The 15,214-nt window shown below is 71.2% G+C and carries 14 protein-coding genes; 10 read left to right on the plus strand and 4 right to left on the minus strand.

What is annotated here, in order from left to right; genetic code table 11:
• Nucleotides 1-10 precede the first annotated feature (10 nt).
• The 3 genes from AB0M08_RS24615 to AB0M08_RS24625 form a co-directional block, all read right to left on the minus strand.
• Nucleotides 11-547 carry a hypothetical protein gene (locus tag AB0M08_RS24615; protein ID WP_364497473.1) on the minus strand — a complete coding sequence of 179 codons (537 nt, stop codon included), beginning with the start codon at nt 545-547 and terminating at the stop codon, nt 11-13.
• On the minus strand, nt 544-2,397 hold the full coding sequence (gene dnaG, locus AB0M08_RS24620) for a DNA primase (RefSeq protein ID WP_364497475.1): 1,854 nt from the start codon (nt 2,395-2,397) through the stop codon (nt 544-546). The genes AB0M08_RS24615 and dnaG overlap by 4 nt, the downstream gene beginning before the upstream one ends.
• A gap of 71 nt (nt 2,398-2,468) precedes the next feature.
• Entirely contained in the window at nt 2,469-3,683 is a 1,215-nt protein-coding gene (locus AB0M08_RS24625; RefSeq protein WP_364497478.1) for a deoxyguanosinetriphosphate triphosphohydrolase, read from the minus strand.
• Nucleotides 3,684-3,750: 67 nt separating this feature from the next.
• Here AB0M08_RS24625 and AB0M08_RS24630 point away from each other — a divergent pair, with 67 nt between their 5' ends.
• Complete coding sequence (locus AB0M08_RS24630; RefSeq protein WP_364497480.1) at nt 3,751-5,337, plus strand: methyl-accepting chemotaxis protein; 1,587 nt, start codon at nt 3,751-3,753, stop codon at nt 5,335-5,337.
• Between the two features lie 113 nt (nt 5,338-5,450).
• Here the strand turns inward: AB0M08_RS24630 and AB0M08_RS24635 are convergent, their stop codons facing one another.
• Nucleotides 5,451-5,819 carry a VOC family protein gene (locus AB0M08_RS24635; protein WP_364497483.1) on the minus strand — a complete coding sequence of 123 codons (369 nt, stop codon included), beginning with the start codon at nt 5,817-5,819 and terminating at the stop codon, nt 5,451-5,453.
• Nucleotides 5,820-6,120: 301 nt separating this feature from the next.
• Here AB0M08_RS24635 and AB0M08_RS24640 point away from each other — a divergent pair, with 301 nt between their 5' ends.
• From AB0M08_RS24640 to AB0M08_RS24680, 9 genes are all read left to right on the plus strand, one after another.
• Entirely contained in the window at nt 6,121-6,501 is a 381-nt protein-coding gene (locus AB0M08_RS24640; protein ID WP_364497486.1) for a hypothetical protein, read from the plus strand.
• Nucleotides 6,502-6,539: 38 nt separating this feature from the next.
• Nucleotides 6,540-7,619 (plus strand): DUF4388 domain-containing protein, encoded by a 1,080-nt coding sequence (locus AB0M08_RS24645; protein ID WP_364497489.1) that lies wholly within the window; start codon nt 6,540-6,542, stop codon nt 7,617-7,619.
• A 39-nt stretch (nt 7,620-7,658) separates the two neighbouring features.
• Entirely contained in the window at nt 7,659-8,147 is a 489-nt protein-coding gene (locus AB0M08_RS24650; RefSeq protein ID WP_364497492.1) for a roadblock/LC7 domain-containing protein, read from the plus strand.
• Nucleotides 8,148-8,209: 62 nt separating this feature from the next.
• Entirely contained in the window at nt 8,210-8,581 is a 372-nt protein-coding gene (locus AB0M08_RS24655; protein WP_109591698.1) for a hypothetical protein, read from the plus strand.
• Between the two features lie 152 nt (nt 8,582-8,733).
• Complete coding sequence (locus AB0M08_RS24660) at nt 8,734-9,978, plus strand: ATP-binding protein (protein WP_364497495.1); 1,245 nt, start codon at nt 8,734-8,736, stop codon at nt 9,976-9,978.
• A 196-nt stretch (nt 9,979-10,174) separates the two neighbouring features.
• A complete protein-coding gene (locus AB0M08_RS24665) occupies nt 10,175-11,791 on the plus strand; it encodes a family 43 glycosylhydrolase (RefSeq protein WP_364497498.1) in 1,617 nt (538 codons plus the stop codon).
• Between the two features lie 75 nt (nt 11,792-11,866).
• Nucleotides 11,867-12,943 (plus strand): DUF2786 domain-containing protein, encoded by a 1,077-nt coding sequence (locus tag AB0M08_RS24670; RefSeq protein WP_364497501.1) that lies wholly within the window; start codon nt 11,867-11,869, stop codon nt 12,941-12,943.
• A 58-nt stretch (nt 12,944-13,001) separates the two neighbouring features.
• A complete protein-coding gene (locus tag AB0M08_RS24675; RefSeq protein ID WP_364497504.1) occupies nt 13,002-14,102 on the plus strand; it encodes an SPFH domain-containing protein in 1,101 nt (366 codons plus the stop codon).
• Nucleotides 14,099-15,154 (plus strand): hypothetical protein, encoded by a 1,056-nt coding sequence (locus tag AB0M08_RS24680; protein WP_364497507.1) that lies wholly within the window; start codon nt 14,099-14,101, stop codon nt 15,152-15,154. The genes AB0M08_RS24675 and AB0M08_RS24680 overlap by 4 nt, the downstream gene beginning before the upstream one ends.
• Nucleotides 15,155-15,214 lie beyond the last annotated feature (60 nt).

Here is a 15,214-nt window from a genome sequence, read left to right on the forward strand (position 1 = left end):
GCCGGTGACCCTACGGAGGGGGTGCGACAGAATTCTGTGCGGCGTCGACCAGCTCGTCGGTGGACTCGCGGACGCCGGCCCGGTCCACCGGGGTGCCGGAGTCGTAGCGGACCGTCCAGGTCAGGCCGTCCTGGCCGCTCACCCGGCGGCCGACCACCCGGACCGCACCCCGCTCCAGCGTGTGGTGCGTGGTGTACGCCACCGACCGGGACACCCGGCTGCGCACCTGGTCGGGCACCTCGCCCGGCGCGAGCAGCAGGAACGACGTCACCGGCCCGTCCACCAGCACGGTGTAGCCGTCGCGCTCCTCGGCCACCTCGGCGGGCGTGATCCGCAGCTCCCGTCCGGACCACGCGGCCTTGTGGATCTCGTGCCAGCCCAGCCGCTCGGTGGCGCCGGGCAGCCAGATCCCCCGGTTGGTGGCGACCAGCGGCTGCTCCGGGCCGTCCGGCGGGGCCGCCGGGCACCAGGCGATGACCCGCTCCTCCGCCTCCAGCGGGGGCTGCGACGCGGCGGGCAGTGCGGGACGCCGTCGGAAGAGCTTCATACGCCACCTGCCGCCTGGTCACGCAGGGCCCGTGCCTGCTGTTCGAGGGAGAAGAGCTCACCGGCGAGAGCGAGGTACTGGTCCTTGTTCGCCACCGGGTTGATCCGCTGGACCTTGGACTTGAGATCCCGGACCCGGGTGGCCAGCGCGCCACCCTGCAGCCGGGCCAGGGTGACCTGCACATACCGCGGGTCGGCCGTGCCGTCCACCCGCAGCGGCTCCACCGCGAGCTCGCTGACCAGCATCTGGGCGCCCAGATCGGCGCAGGAGTCGCGGACCTTCTCGATCCAGACCACGCCGCCGGTGGCCGAGGAGGCGCCGCCGGCCTGCTCGACCGCGCCGCGCAGCCCGGCCAGCAGCGGGTCGGCGTAGTTCTCCGGGCCGAGCGCGTCGAACATCGGGCCGGCCAGCACCGGCTCCTGCAGGGCCAGCTTCAGCGCCTCGCGCTCGACCAGCCGCTGCGGCGAGTCGGGGGCCTGCTGGGGCGCGCGGGCCTCGGCCGCCTCGCCGCGGACGGCCGTGTTCACCGCGCGCTGCACCGGTTCCAGGTCCATGCCCAGGTCGCCGGCGAGCTTGCGGGTGTACTCCGGGCGCTTCTCCCGGTCCTTGATCTTGGCGACCAGCGGGGCGGCCTTGCGCATCGCCTCCACCCGGCCCTCGACCGTGTCCAGGTCGAACCGGGAGATGGTGTGCCGCAGCGCGAAGTCGACCAGCGGCTCCCGGCCGGCGATCATGTCGCGGACCGCGAGGTCGCCCCGGGCCAGCCGCAGGTCGCAGGGGTCCATGTTGTCCGGGCTGACCGCGATGAAGGTCCGGCCGACGAAGCGCTGGTCCTCCTCGAAGGCCCGCAGCGCCGCCTTCTGCCCGGCCGCGTCCCCGTCGAAGGTGTAGATGATCTCGCCGGTGAAGCTGTCGCTGTCCATCAGCAGGCGGCGCAGCACCCCGATGTGGTCGATCCCGAACGCGGTGCCGCAGGTGGCCACCGCGGTCGGCTCGCCCGCCTCGTGGCAGGCCATCACGTCGGTGTAGCCCTCGACGATCACCGCGCGGCCGCGCTTGGCGATCTCCCGCTTGGCGTGGTCGATGCCGTAGAGCACGTGCGACTTCTTGTAGATCGGCGTCTCGGGGGTGTTCAGGTACTTCGGGCCGTCGTCGTCGTCGAAGAGCCGGCGGGCACCGAAACCGATCACCTCGCCGCTGAGGTCCCGGATCGGCCAGAGCAGCCGCCGCCGGAACCGGTCGATCAGCGAACCGGACCGGGCCGGTTTGCAGAGCCCGGCCGCGGTCAGCTCCTCGGCGGTGAACCCGATCATCCGCAGGTGCTTGGCGAGCGCGTCCCAGCTGTCCGGCGCGAAGCCGCAGCCGTACTTCTCCGCGGCGTCCCGGCCGAAGCCCCGCTCGGCGAGGAACTCGCGCGCCTTGCGGGCACCGGCCGACCCGAGCTGGTCCTGGTAGAACTCGACGGCCGACGCGTGCGCCGCGATCAGCCGCTGCCGCTGCCCGGTCTGCGGACGCGGCGCCGCCGGGCTGTTGTCGGTGTCGTACCGCAGCTGGATGCCGGCCTTGCCGGCCAGCCGCTCGACGGACTCGATGAACGACAGGTGCTCGGCGTCCATCAGGAATTTGATCGCGTCGCCGCCCTGGCCACAGCCATGACAAAAATAGACATTCCGGGCAGGTGAGACGTTGAACGACGGGGTCTTCTCGTCGTGGAAGGGACAGAGGCCCTTCAGGTTGCCGCCGCCGGCCGAGCGCAGCGTCACCGTCTCGCTGATCACGTCGGCGATGGAGGTCCGGTCCCGGACCAGTGCGATGTCCTCGTCCTTGACCCTGCCCGCCACGGCATACATCCTGCCTCGCCGGGACCCGCCGCCGCCACCAGGGTCGGTCGCCGGGCGCGCCGCCCGCTGACCAGGGGGATTCAGACCGGGCCGGCCACCAGGGCGCGATGCCACACCACCGCCGTGTGGTCGGTGAGCGACGCCACCTGATCGATGACCACCCGCAGGGCCTCCGCGTCGCTCACGGCCGCCTCGTGGCGCGGCCGGAAGAAAGGATCAAGGCTTTCCGGGGTACGGGCGAGAGCTCCCACCAACTCGGTCAGGATCGTCCGCTGCTGCTCGTACCACTGCTCGGCCGCCCGGCTGCGCATCACGTACCGCAGGGCCATCCCCTTGAGCAGCGCGCACTGGTTCCGGACGGTACGCGGCACGATCAGGTCGGCGTCGTAGCGGCGCATCGGGTCGGTGCCGTACCGGTTGTGTGTGGCGCCGACCGCGGAGGAGACGAAACGGCCGGTCAGCACGCTGGTCATCCGCTTGAGGGCGACCTGGGCGGCGTACCCACCGTCGTAGTCGCCGACCGCGGTCACCACCGGGTCGGCGAGCAGTTGGTCGAGGGCGCCGCCCAGCTCGTCGGCAGTCTCGTCGGAGTACGCGCCGGCCACGTCGGCGCAGAGCTCGGCGCGCTCGGCCGGGTCGCGCAGCAGCGTCCCGAGCGACAGGTAGCCGCCGTGCACCCCGTCCTCGACGTCGTGCACCGAGTACGCCACGTCGTCCGCCCAGTCCATCACCTGCGCCTCCAGGCAGCGGCGGTCGTCGTCCCGCCCGTCGCGCAGCCAGGTGAAGACCGGCTCGTCGTCGGGGTAGACGCCGAACTTGCGGGTGCCGGGGCGGCGGAACCACGGGTACTTGCCGCAGGCGTCGAGCGAGGCGCGGGTCAGGTTGAGCCCGGCGCCGGGCACCTTCGCCTCCAGCCGGCTCAGCACCCGCAGCGTCTGGGCGTTCCCCTCGAAGCCGCCGCACGGCTCGGCGACCGCGTGCAGGGCGGACTCGCCGTTGTGACCGAACGGCGGGTGCCCGATGTCGTGGGCCAGCCCGGCCACGTCCACCACGTCCGGATCGCAGCCCAGCCGTGCGCCCATCTCCCGGGAGATCTGCGCGACCTCCAGCGAGTGCGTCAAGCGCGTACGCAGGAAGTCGTCGGACCCGGCGGTGTGCACCTGGGTCTTGGCCGCCAGGCGCCGGAAGCCGGCCGAGTGCAGCACCCGGGCCCGGTCGCGCTGGTACGGGGTACGTCCGTAACCGCTGTCCTTGGCGGGTTCGGGTGCCCAGCGCTGGGCGTCCGCGGCCGTCATGTGATCACCATAAGTCGCCGTCCCGGCCTTGACTAAGGCTCTTGTCCCCGTTGCCGAAGAGGTAGCCGTGGAGTCCGTTTCCGACAATCGCGGCGTCACCATCGTCGGACGCCTGCTGATCATGGGCGGTGCGGGACTCCTCTCGGTCGGGCTGGTGACCGGGTTCGCGGTCCGTAACGCCACCGCGCAGAGCGAGGCGAACCTGGAGATCGCCACGATCAGCGAGGCGATGAGCGACCAGTGGAACGCGGACATGATGCACGACGCGCTGCGGGCCGACGTGATGTCCGCGATGTACGCGACCACGGCGGCGATGCGTACCGCGTACGCGGTCGAGGAGGTCACCGACCACGGCGACACCATGATCGACATGTACGACTCCGCGGCGAAGCTCGCCCCCGCCTCGTTGCAGGACGACTACGCGACCGTGCGCCCCTCGATGGTCGAGTACACCGAGGCCGCCGCGAACGTGGTGGACACCGCCGCGACCAGTCACGCGGCCGCCGCGAAGCTGCTCAGCGGGTTCCTGACCCTCTACTCGGACCTCGAGGAGAAGCTCGGCGCCCTGGACGAGCAGATGTACGCCGAGGTCCAGGCCGCCGCCGCCCAGGGCTCCGAGGCGTCCAGCACCAGCAACCGGCTCATCGTGCTCGCCGCCCTGCTGGCCGCGCTGCTCACCGCCCTGGCCTGCGCGCTGACCGTGCGTGCGGTGCGCCGGCCTCTGGGGGACATGCTGGCGGCGCTGCGCCGGCTGGCGGAGCGGGATCTGACCGTACGCACCCCGGTGGTGAACCGGGACGAGCTGGGCGCGATGGCCGAGGCGCTGAACGCGGCGGCCGGCGCGCTGCAGAGCACCGTGGCCGCGACCGCCGCCCGGGTCGGCACGCTCGGCGACGCCAGCGCCGAGCTGCAGATGCTGGCCGGGACGCTGGACGAGTCGGCCGAGCAGACCTCGGCGCACGCCCGCAGCGCCGACGACTCGACCGGGCACGTCTCCGGCTCGGTGACCGACATGATGACCGCGACCAGCCAGCTGAGCGCCTCGATCCGGGAGATCGCCCGGCAGACCACGGTCGCGGCGGACACCACCAGCGAGGCCACCACCAGCGCGAACCGGACCGCCGAGGCGGTGGAGAAGCTGAGCGAGGCGAGCCGTGAGGTCGGCGACATCGTCCAGATGATCACCAACATCGCCGAGCAGACGAACCTCCTCGCCCTCAACGCGAGCATCGAGGCGGCCCGGGCCGGGCACGCCGGGAAGGGCTTCGCGGTCGTCGCCACCGAGGTCAAGGACCTCGCTCAGGAGACCGCGCAGGCGACCGCGGACATCACCGCGAAGATCTCGGCCATCCAGGAGATGACCACCGGCACCGCCGCGGCGATCCAGGCGATCGCCGCCGTGATCAACCGGATCGACGACGGGCAGCGGACCATCGCCGCCGCGGTGGAACAGCAGGCCGCCACCACCGACCTGCTCGCCCGCAACGTCGGAGCGGTCTCCGCCGCGGCGGATCAGATCAGCGGCACCGTCTCGCACATCACCTCGTCGAGCGCGCACACCGCCGAGGGCGCCAACACCACCCGGCACTCGGCCGAGCTGGTGAGCGGCGCCGCCGACGAGATCCGCTCGCTGATCAACCAGTTCCGCTACTGAGCTTGCCCGCGGCTGAGCTTGCCCGCGGCGGAAAACAGAAGTGGGCGCCGCCCATCAAGAAGACCGCTTGACTGAACTTGCCCGCAGCGGAAAACAAAAGTGGGCGCCGCCCATCAAGAAGACCGCTTGATGGGCGGCTTCGAATCCAAGATGCAGAACTCGTTGCCCTCGGGGTCGGCGAGGACCACCCAGGCCGGGTCGCCCTGGCCGATGTCGGCGGGGCGGGCGCCCATGTTCACCAGGCGCTCCACCTCGGACTCCTGGTCCTCCGGCCGCAGGTCGATGTGCAGCCGGTTCTTGGTCTTCTTGGCGTCGGCCACCGGGGTGAAGAGCAGGCCGGGCAGCTCGTCCGCCGATCGGCGGATCTCCACCTCACCGGGCGTCTCGCGGACGATCACGTAGCCCAGCGCCTCGGCCCACCATCGGGCCAGCCGGGCCGGGTCGTCGGCGTCCACCACGAGTTGCTCCCACCGGACGGGCATGCGACCTCCAGAAGATCGAAATGTAACGATCATGTTACGCGACCCGGGCGGGTGACCCGAGCCACAACGGCGCACCGGTCGTGCGACGAAGGACCTCAATGAGTACCCCAGGATGACGTTCCGTGAATCACGCCTCATCACCCCGGTGTCCGCCACCCGACCATGACGCACACGGCGTGCGACTTGTCGCCGCACGGTCACCGGAGGATGGCCCACGGTGGCCGCAAGGGCGCGATCGCCACCGGGCCCGCCATCAGGGCCCGATCACCCACAAGTACACACGGCAGCGCTGAGGAGAGAAGTGCCCGGCGTCGATCACTGCCTGCAGGAGGCCATGACGATCCCCGGCGCCGTCGGCGCCAGCATCGTCGACTACACCACCGGCTTCCCGGTCGCCACGACCGGGGCCGCGCCCAACGCGGACCACGAGGCCGCCGCGGCGGGCACGGCCGACGTGGTGCAGGCCGCGAACAGCCGATCGCTGTTCGTCTCGGCCATCCCGCACGACCTGCTCGAAGACCTGATCATCACCACCGCCGGGGGTTACCACCTCCTGCGAATCGTCCAGACCGAGTTCGACAGCCGCCTGGTGCTCTACGTATGGCTGGACCGGGTCAACGGCAACCTCGCCGTGGCCCGCCGGAAGATGCAGCGCCTCACCGACGAACTGATCGCCACGTGAATCGACGGTCGCCAACTGACGAGGACAAGGAGTAACCGGTGGTCCCCACGAAGACCGCACCGCCCCGTGAGCTGCTGACGCAGGTCGCCGGCGAGCGGCAGACCGGAGCGCTGGTGGTGGGTGGCCACCCCGGCGGCGCGGTCTACATCTTCGAGGGCCGGGTCATCTACGCCGAGTCGCCGGCCGCACCGGGCGTCGGCGAGCTGCTCACCTCGTCCGGCCGGCTCGCCGGCCGGACCTGGCAGAACGCGCTTGACCTGGGCACCTCCACGGCCCGGGTGGGCCGGTTGCTGGTCGAGCAGGGCCACCTCACCCAGGGTGAGCTGGAGCTGTGTGTGCTGGGCTCGACCTACGACGCCGCGTACTTCGTGCTCGCCGCGGAGCACGCGACGGTCGACTTCCTCCCGGCCGCGACCCACTGGCTGGGCCCGGTGGTGCACATCGACGCGGCCGCGGTGCTGCGCGAGGTGCGCCGCCGGGTCCGGCTGCTCGACGAGATCCATCCGAACCCGCTGATCGACACCGCCCCGGTCATCCCGGTGACCAGGGCGCCCCGGGAGCGGGTCACGCTGACCGCCCCGCAGTGGGAGCTGCTGGTGCACGCCGACGGCCAGCGCACCCCGGCCGACCTGGCCCAGCTGCTGGGGCGCTCCGGCTACGCGACCATCCAGGAGCTGCGGCGCCTCGCGGCGCAGGGTCTGATCGAGCTTCCCGGGGTACGCGTGCCGGAGGGCCCGGATTTCGTCCGGCTCGCCCAGCATCGCGGCACGTCGGTGCCCGTGACCCGCCCCTCGCTCAAGGGGGAGTCCCCGTCCGTACCCGTCATCAAGGGTCAGACGGAGAGCCCGCGGCCGGACGCCTTCGCCGACCCACCACCGGGCCTGCCACCACCGGGCCTGCCACCGCCGGACCTGCCATCTCCGGGCCTGCCACCATCGGGCCTGCCACCGCCGGGCGAGCACAACGCCGGACCCGGTAACCGGCCACGCCTGGCCCGCCGGAAACCCGGGGCCAAGCTGCCGAAGGAGATCGCGGCGGCCGAGAACCCACCGGTGCATCAGGGCACCGACGAAGTCCTGCTCAAGCGCATACGCACCGCATTGAGAGCCCTCCGGTGACGCGCGCACCCCCGAGAAAGCTGAAGGAGCGAGGCGAGGATGACGGTGGATCCGGCGGTACTGGACGAACTCGGCCGCCTGCGCAGTAGGGTGCCCGAGCTCGCCGGCAGCGTGCTCGCCACCGCCGACGGGCTGGTCGTCGCGCACGACTCGCACGGCATCGAGGCGGACACCCTGGCCGCACTCGCCGCGGCACACCTCGCGCTGGCCCGCCGGTTCGCGCACGCCGTCAACCACGGCGAGCTGCGCGAGTCCGTGGTGGAGTGCGACGGCGGCTACATCACGTCCTACGCCGCGGGCCCGAACGCCCTGCTCACCGTGGTGACCTCGGGGGACGCGAACCTCGCCATGGTCCATCTCGAGGCCCGGCGCTGCGTACGCCGGATCGTGAAGCTGATGACCGTGGTCACCAAGCCGCAACCGCGGCCCGAGATCCCCCAGCAGGCCCCGCCGCCGAGCCCGCTGGTCCGGCGCAGCCCGATGGCGACCCTGCCGAGCGGTGCACGACGCCGCCAGGCCGCCGGCTGATCGGTACGACAAAGACTGCGGCAGCCGCCGCAATCCCACCCGCACACGGAGGAACCAATCCCATGCCCGACATGGACACCGCACTCAAGGAAATCATGGAGATCGACGGCTGCATCGGCGTCGCTCTCGTTGACCACACCAGCGGCATGGCCCTGGGCACCCTGGGCGGTGGCAAGGAGCTCGACCTGACGGTCGCCGCCGCCGGCAACACCGACGTGGTCCGCGCCAAGCTGCGGGCGATGGAGATGCTCAACCTCTCCGAGAAGATCGAGGACATCCTCATCACCCTGGACACCCAGTACCACATGATCCGGCCGCTCACGAGCCGGTCGGGGAAGGGTCTCTTCCTCTACGTGGCGCTGCGCCGCGACCGCGCGAACCTGGCCATGTCCCGTCACCAGCTCCGCCGCATCGAGAACGACCTCGACGTCTGACCCGCGGTCACCACCCCCGGCGGGGAGGGTCCGCACCGCCCTCCCCGCCCTCCCCACGACAGCCGAAAAACTCGGCAGATCTAAAGTCAAAGACCCGGCAGATCTAAAGTCAAAGACTCGGCAGATCTAAAGTCCTGCCGTACGCTGAACCCATGCACAAGGCCGATCAATACTTTCCCCGGAAGGCCGCTGAGCTGGTTAAAGAGGCGCTCGACGACACCCGGGTCGTGGTCGTCAACGGCCCTCGCCAAGCCGGTAAAAGCACTCTCGCCGAGATGGTGCTCAAGAGCCGGCCGAACGGCGTCGCCCGCTTCCTGGACAACCCCGGCACCCGAGCCGCAGCGTCCGCGGACCCGCTCGGCTTCCTGGAGCACGACGGCCTGATGCTGATCGACGAGGTCCAGCGGGTCCCCGACCTCTGGCTGGCCATCAAGCACCTGGTCGACCGCGATTCTCGACCGGGCCGCTTCCTGCTCACCGGGTCGGCTCGCCTACTGGCGCTGAAGAGCCTGCCCGACTCGCTGCCGGGCCGCTCCGAGACGATCGAGCTCTGGCCGCTGTCGCAGGGCGAGATCGACGGAGGCCCGGACGGTTTCGTGAGCGCCGCGTTCCGGCAGGGCTCCCGGCTCCGTGCCGCCGGTCTGGGCCTGACCAAGCGTGACTATCTGGCCCGGGCCCGGCGCGGCGGCTATCCGGAGGCGATCCGCCGGGAGAGCGATCGGCGCAGGGAGCGTTTCTTCGCCGACTACGTGTCGGACATGATCCTGCGCGATGTCCAGCAGGTGGCCGACATCGATCGCACCTCCGACATGCGGCGGCTGATCTCACTGCTCGCCGACCAGACCTGCGGACTGCTCAACATGAGCCGGCTGGCCAGCGCTCTCGCGGTCACCCCGCCCACGGTGAAATCGTGGGTCCAGATCCTGGAGACCATCTACCTGATCCGGATCGTCCCGGCATGGTCGGCGAACCTGACCGCCCGGGCCGTCTCCACACCCAAGGTCATCTTCCCGGACTCCGGGTTGGCCGGCCATCTGGCGGCCGGGGCCGCGGCTGACGTGTCCGCCGGACGGCTGATCGAGAATCTCGTGCTCGGTGAACTGGGCCGGCAGCTGACCTGGACTGACTTCTCCGCCCGGCTGTACCACTACCGGGACCGCGATCAGTACGAAGTGGACGCCGTACTCGAGGACAACGCCGGCATGGTGGTCGGCGTCGAGGTCAAGGCCGCGGCCTCGGTGAGCGGGGCCGATTTCCGTGGGCTGCGGCTACTCGGCCGACGGCTCGGCGAGCGGTTCCGCGCCGGTTTCGTCCTCTACTGCGGCGACGAGTCGCTCAGCTTCGGTGACGGTCTGGCGGCGTTGCCGATCTCCGCGCTGTGGACGACGGAACCGTGAAGAAGGTTTCTGGGGTGTTTCCCCTTGCCGTCGGATCGAGGCCCGTGCATGCTGTCTTTGCAGCGCTGCAAAGGCGCTGACGTGCATCTCCCGGGCTCCTCCTTCGGTGCGCCAGCACCTCGGGGCCCGGGCGTATCCGCCTGTGAGGACCCGAGTGAAGACACAGTGGAGACGGCGTTGTGCCGCGGCGCTCGTCGTGACTCTCGCGCTGCTCACGCCCGCCGTTCCGGCGGCGGCGGAGAGCGCGGCGAGCGGGAGCGGGGCGGCCGGGAGCACCCCGGCCGGGAACCCCGATCCGGTGGCGCACGATCCGACGCTGATCAAGGAGGGCCGGTACTGGTACGAGATCATCACCGGGGACAGCGCGACCGTCACCTACCTTCCGGTGCGGCGCTCCACCGACCTGGTGCACTGGACGTTCGTGGGGACCGTGTTCGACACCGCGCCCGCCTGGGTGACGGCCGAACTCGGCGTCACCCCGCGGGACTTCTGGGCGCCGGACATCTCCTACTTCGACGGTGAGTACCACCTCTACTACGCGGCCTCGTCGTTCGGCACCAACGATTCGGTGATCGGGCTCGCCACCACGACGTCGCTGGAGAAGCCCGTGTGGGTCGACCGCGGCCCGGTGCTGCGGACGTCGAGCGGGACCGACGACGTGAACGCGATCGATCCGGACATCGCCTTCGACCGGGCCGGGGTGCCCTGGCTGTCGTACGGATCCTTCTGGGACGGCATCCGGATGCGCCGGCTCGACCGGCGGACCGGACTGCTCGACGGTGCCGACCCCACCGCCTACCGGCTCGCGTCCCGGGGTGGCGGGGCGATCGAGGGCCCGTCGGTGACGTACCACGACGGCTGGTACTACCTGATCGTCAGCTTCGACTTCTGCTGCCGGGGCGTGGAGAGCGACTACCGGACGATGGTCGGCCGCTCCCGGAGCATCACCGGGCCGTACCTCGACGCGGCGGGCACCCCGATGCTCGAGGGCGGCGGGACCCCGCTGCTGGCCGGGTACAACGGCTTCGTGGGCACCGGCGGCGGGGACGTCTACGGGGACCTCTTCGTGCATCACTACTACGACGCCGCGGACGGCGGTGACCCGAAGGGCTCGGTCCGCGTGATCGGGTGGCGCGACGGCTGGCCCACGCTCTCCGACCCGCTCTCCGGCAACCGGGGGTACGGGCACGGTCCGGCGTACGTGAGACTGATCCAGCGTGAGACGAACGCGGCGCTGGCCAACGCGGGTTGTGGCTACGAGGGGGCCGTGATCAGCCTGGCTCCCGTGGCGAGCGGCGACCGGTGCGGACAGTGGCGGCTCGACCAGCGCGGGAACGGGTACGTCAGCCTGACCAACCGGTACAGCAACAAGGTCGCCGAGGTCGCGGCCTGCGTGAACGCCGACGGCGCCGCGGTCGCCCAGTGGGGCTGGCTCGCCAACGACTGCCAGCGCTTCCGGCTGGTCGCCACCGCGGACGGCTGGTCCCGGATCGTCAATCCGCTCGCCGGGCGGGCACTCCGGCCGGCCGTCTGCGCGACCGGCGCGGCCGTGCAGACCTGGGCGACCGGGGACTGCCAGGAGTTCCGGCTCGAACCGGTCGGCGACGTGCTGCTCACCGACCCGGCGAACACCCGGCTGATCGGGAAGCGGTGGCGATTCGTCACCACGACCGGCGGATGGTACAAAGTCCTCGATACCGCGACGAAGCGGTCGATGGACGGCACCGAGTGGCGGATCGAGGCCGCGGGTGACGCCTACCGGCTGGTCGCGCGGACCGGCGCCGTACGCGAGGTGCTGCTCGTGACTCCGTGATCGTCCGGCCGCTCGGCGATCACGGTGCCGGGGTCCTGGCCGGGAACCAGGACCCCGGCAACTACCATTCCCACCATGTCGGCCCGTGAGATCATCGACCGTGTCCGGGCCGGAACCCTCGATCACGAGGCGGCCCTGGACGCGCTGACCGGTACCCCCGCCGCCGAGACCGACGCCGTCCTGCGGGCCGCACTGACCGGCGAGTTCGACCGGCTCTTCGGGAACGGCTGGCAACCCCTCGAACTGCACCGGGTGGTGGCGCGCCGGGGTGATCCCCTGCAGGCGCGCCTGGTCGCGGAGGCGGCCGCCGCGTTCCTCGCCGGGAAGGCCCCGGTCGACCCGGCCTGGCGCGCGGAGAGCGACGCCCTGCAGCTCAGGGATCAGCGCAAGACGGACCGGATCGCGCTGCTCGACGCCGCGCTGGGGCTGCTGGACGAACTCCGGCGGCTCCCGGCTATCGAGACGCTGATCCCGCCGCCCGGGACGCCCTCGACCACCGTCCACCACCACGCCGACCGGCGGGTGCTCGACAAGGTCCGGGCGCTGCTGGCGAAGGCCGAGGCGACCGACTTCCCGGCCGAGGCCGAGTCGTACAGCGCCAAGGCCCAGGAGCTGATCGCGCGCTACCGGATCGAGGAGGTCACCGCACCTGCCGTGGACGTCACGCCGTTCGCCCGGCGGATCGGCGTGGACCATCCGTACGAGAACGAGAAGGCGGCCCTGCTCGACGCGGTGGCGAAGGCCAACACCTGCCGCACGGTCTGGTCGCCGGAGCTGGCGTTCAGCACGGTCTTCGGCTTCGACACGGACATCGACGCCGTCGAGCTGCTCTACACGTCCCTGCTGGTCCAGGCGAGCCGGGCGATGACCCGCGACGAGCCGGCCAAGGGCAAGGCCAGGATCAAGGCCTTCCGCAGATCCTTCCTCATCGCGTACGCCGGACGGATCGGCGAACGACTCCGGCAGGCCACCGACCGGGAGCTCTCCGGGCACGACGACCTGCTCCCGGTGCTGCGCAATCGCGAGGTCCAGGTGCACGAGGCGATGGACCGGGCCTTCCCGCACACGGTCCGGGTCCGGAGCAGCCGGGTCGACAGCATGGAGGGCTGGGAGTCCGGACGGGCCGCCGCAGACGAGGCGAACCTGCGCTGATTTCGGGCATTTCACCAGGTGGGACCGGGTATCGCGGCCGGTTGGTACGGTCTCCCGCATGGGTCTCTGGGACAAGATCAAGGGCGAGCTGGTCGACATCATCGAGTGGCTCGACGACAGTCGGGACACCATCGTCTGGCGCTTCCCGCGGTACCAGAACGAGATCAAGATGGGCGCCAAGCTCGTCGTCCGCGAATCGCAGACCGCGGTCTTCGTCGACGAGGGCCGGATCGCCGACGTCTTCCCGCCCGGCACCCACACCCTGACCACACAGAACCTGCCGGTCCTGTCGACCCTCAAGGGCTGGAAGTACGGCTTCGACTCCCCGTGGAAGTCCGAGGTCTACTTCGTGAACACCCGGCAGTTCACCGACATGAAGTGGGGCACGCAGAACCCGGTGATGGTCCGCGACCCCGAGTTCGGCGCGGTCCGGCTCCGGGCGTTCGGCACCTTCGCGATGCGCGTCTGCGACCCGGCCCGGCTGCTCACCGAGCTCGTCGGCACCGACCCGCAGTTCCGTACCGGCGAGGTTCAGGAGTATCTCCGGCAGCTGGTCGTGGGGCACCTGGGCAGCGCGCTCGCCACGGCCGGCGTACCGATGCTGGACCTGGCGGCGAAGCAGGTGGCGATCGGCGCGACGCTCTCCGCCGTGCTCACCGACGAGCTGGCGCCGTCCGGCATCGCCATCCCCCGGTTCGTCATCGAGAACATCTCGGTGCCACCCGAGGTCGAGCAGGCCCTGGACAAGCGCACCTCGATGGGCGTGGTCGGGAACCTGGACGCGTACACGAAGTTCCAGACCGCGAACGCGATCGAGGACGCCGCGAACAACCAGGGCGGCGCGGGCGAGGCGTTCGGGATCGGGCTGGGGATGGCCGCCGGGCAGCGCGCCGCCGCGGCCTCCGCACCGGCATCCGCACCCGCGCCTCCGCCCATGCCGCCGCCGTTGCCCGCCGGAGACTGGTTCGCGGCGATCGGCGGGCAGCAGCAGGGCCCGTTCGACGTCGCCGCGCTGACCGGGCATGCCACCGCCGGGCGGCTCACCAGGGAGACGCTGGTCTGGCGCAACGGCATGACCGGCTGGACCGCGGCCGGGCAGGTCGCCGAGATCGCGAGCGTCTTCGCCGCCGTGCCGCCGCCGCTGCCCCCGCAGGCATGACCCCGTGTTCCGGGTGCGGGGCGAGCGTCGAGTTCGCGCCCGGCACCACCGTGCTGACCTGCCCCTACTGCGGGGCGCAGACCGCGATCGCCCCCGCCGAACGGGCCGTCCGGGAGCACTCCTGGGCCGGGTTCGCCGGTCTCCCCCGCAAGCCGGTCGCCACCCTCGCGCCGTACTCCTTCACCTGCCGGGGCTGCGGCGCGGTCACCCAGAGCGACAAGATCTCCAGTCGCTGCCAGTTCTGCGCCGCGCCGCTGGTCGCCGACGTCACCACCGGCGAGCAGGTCGTCCCGGAGGCGGTGCTGCCGTTCGCGGTGGACCGGGCGGCGCTGCGCACGGCACTGCGCGGGTGGGCGTCGTCCCGCTGGTTCGCGCCGAACAGTCTGAAGCGGGTCACCGAGGCGGAGTCGTCGCACAGCTCCTACCTGCCGCATTGGACGTACGATGCCCGCACCGTCTCGCAATATCGGGGTGAGCGCGGCGAGCACTACTGGGTCGAGGAGCAGTACCGGGAGAACGGCGAGACGAAGACCCGCAGCGTACGGAAGACCCGCTGGTACCCGGCCTCGGGCACGGTGGCCCGGGACTTCGACGACGTGCTGGTCGCCGGTACCACCCGGATCATGCCGGAGCACCTGGACGATCTGGAGCCGTGGCCGCTGGCCGACGCGGAACCGTACCGCCCGGAGTTCCTGGCCGGCCACGAGACGCTCCGCTACGACGTCGAGCCGGAGACCGGCCTGGGCACCGCGCAGTCCCGGATGGCCACGGTCATCACCGGCGACTGCCGCCACGACATCGGCGGCGACGAGCAGCGGGTGACGTCGGTGGAGACCGCGTACTCCGACGTCACCTTCAAGCTGATGCTGCTACCTGTCTGGATCGCGTGTTACCTGCACGCCGGCCGCACGTACAACGTCATCGTCAACGGCCGCACCGCCGAGGTCAGCGGCGAGCGCCCGTACAGCAAGGCCAAGATCGCCGCCGCGGTCACCGCCACCCTCCTGCTGCTCGCCACCATCCTGATCGCGATCCAGCTGAACCGCTCCTGACCGCGTCAGGCGACGCGCACGGTGATCGGCCCCCGCGAGACGACGACGGCGACCCCGGCA

Source organism: Actinoplanes sp. NPDC051851, assembly GCF_040681165.1.
Classification (GTDB): domain Bacteria; phylum Actinomycetota; class Actinomycetes; order Mycobacteriales; family Micromonosporaceae; genus Actinoplanes.

Excerpts from the sequence above, each read along its gene's own strand:
- AB0M08_RS24615 (WP_364497473.1), bottom strand. The coding sequence starts at position 547 with ATGAAGCTCTTCCGACGGCGTCCCGCACTGCCCGCCGCGTCGCAGCCC.
- dnaG (WP_364497475.1), bottom strand. The coding sequence starts at position 2,397 with ATGTATGCCGTGGCGGGCAGGGTCAAGGACGAGGACATCGCACTGGTC.
- AB0M08_RS24625 (WP_364497478.1), bottom strand. The coding sequence starts at position 3,683 with ATGACGGCCGCGGACGCCCAGCGCTGGGCACCCGAACCCGCCAAGGAC.
- AB0M08_RS24635 (WP_364497483.1), bottom strand. The coding sequence starts at position 5,819 with ATGCCCGTCCGGTGGGAGCAACTCGTGGTGGACGCCGACGACCCGGCC.
- AB0M08_RS24650 (WP_364497492.1), top strand. The coding sequence starts at position 7,659 with ATGACGGTGGATCCGGCGGTACTGGACGAACTCGGCCGCCTGCGCAGT.
- AB0M08_RS24655 (WP_109591698.1), top strand. The coding sequence starts at position 8,210 with ATGCCCGACATGGACACCGCACTCAAGGAAATCATGGAGATCGACGGC.
- AB0M08_RS24660 (WP_364497495.1), top strand. The coding sequence starts at position 8,734 with ATGCACAAGGCCGATCAATACTTTCCCCGGAAGGCCGCTGAGCTGGTT.
- AB0M08_RS24670 (WP_364497501.1), top strand. The coding sequence starts at position 11,867 with ATGTCGGCCCGTGAGATCATCGACCGTGTCCGGGCCGGAACCCTCGAT.
- AB0M08_RS24675 (WP_364497504.1), top strand. The coding sequence starts at position 13,002 with ATGGGTCTCTGGGACAAGATCAAGGGCGAGCTGGTCGACATCATCGAG.
- AB0M08_RS24680 (WP_364497507.1), top strand. The coding sequence starts at position 14,099 with ATGACCCCGTGTTCCGGGTGCGGGGCGAGCGTCGAGTTCGCGCCCGGC.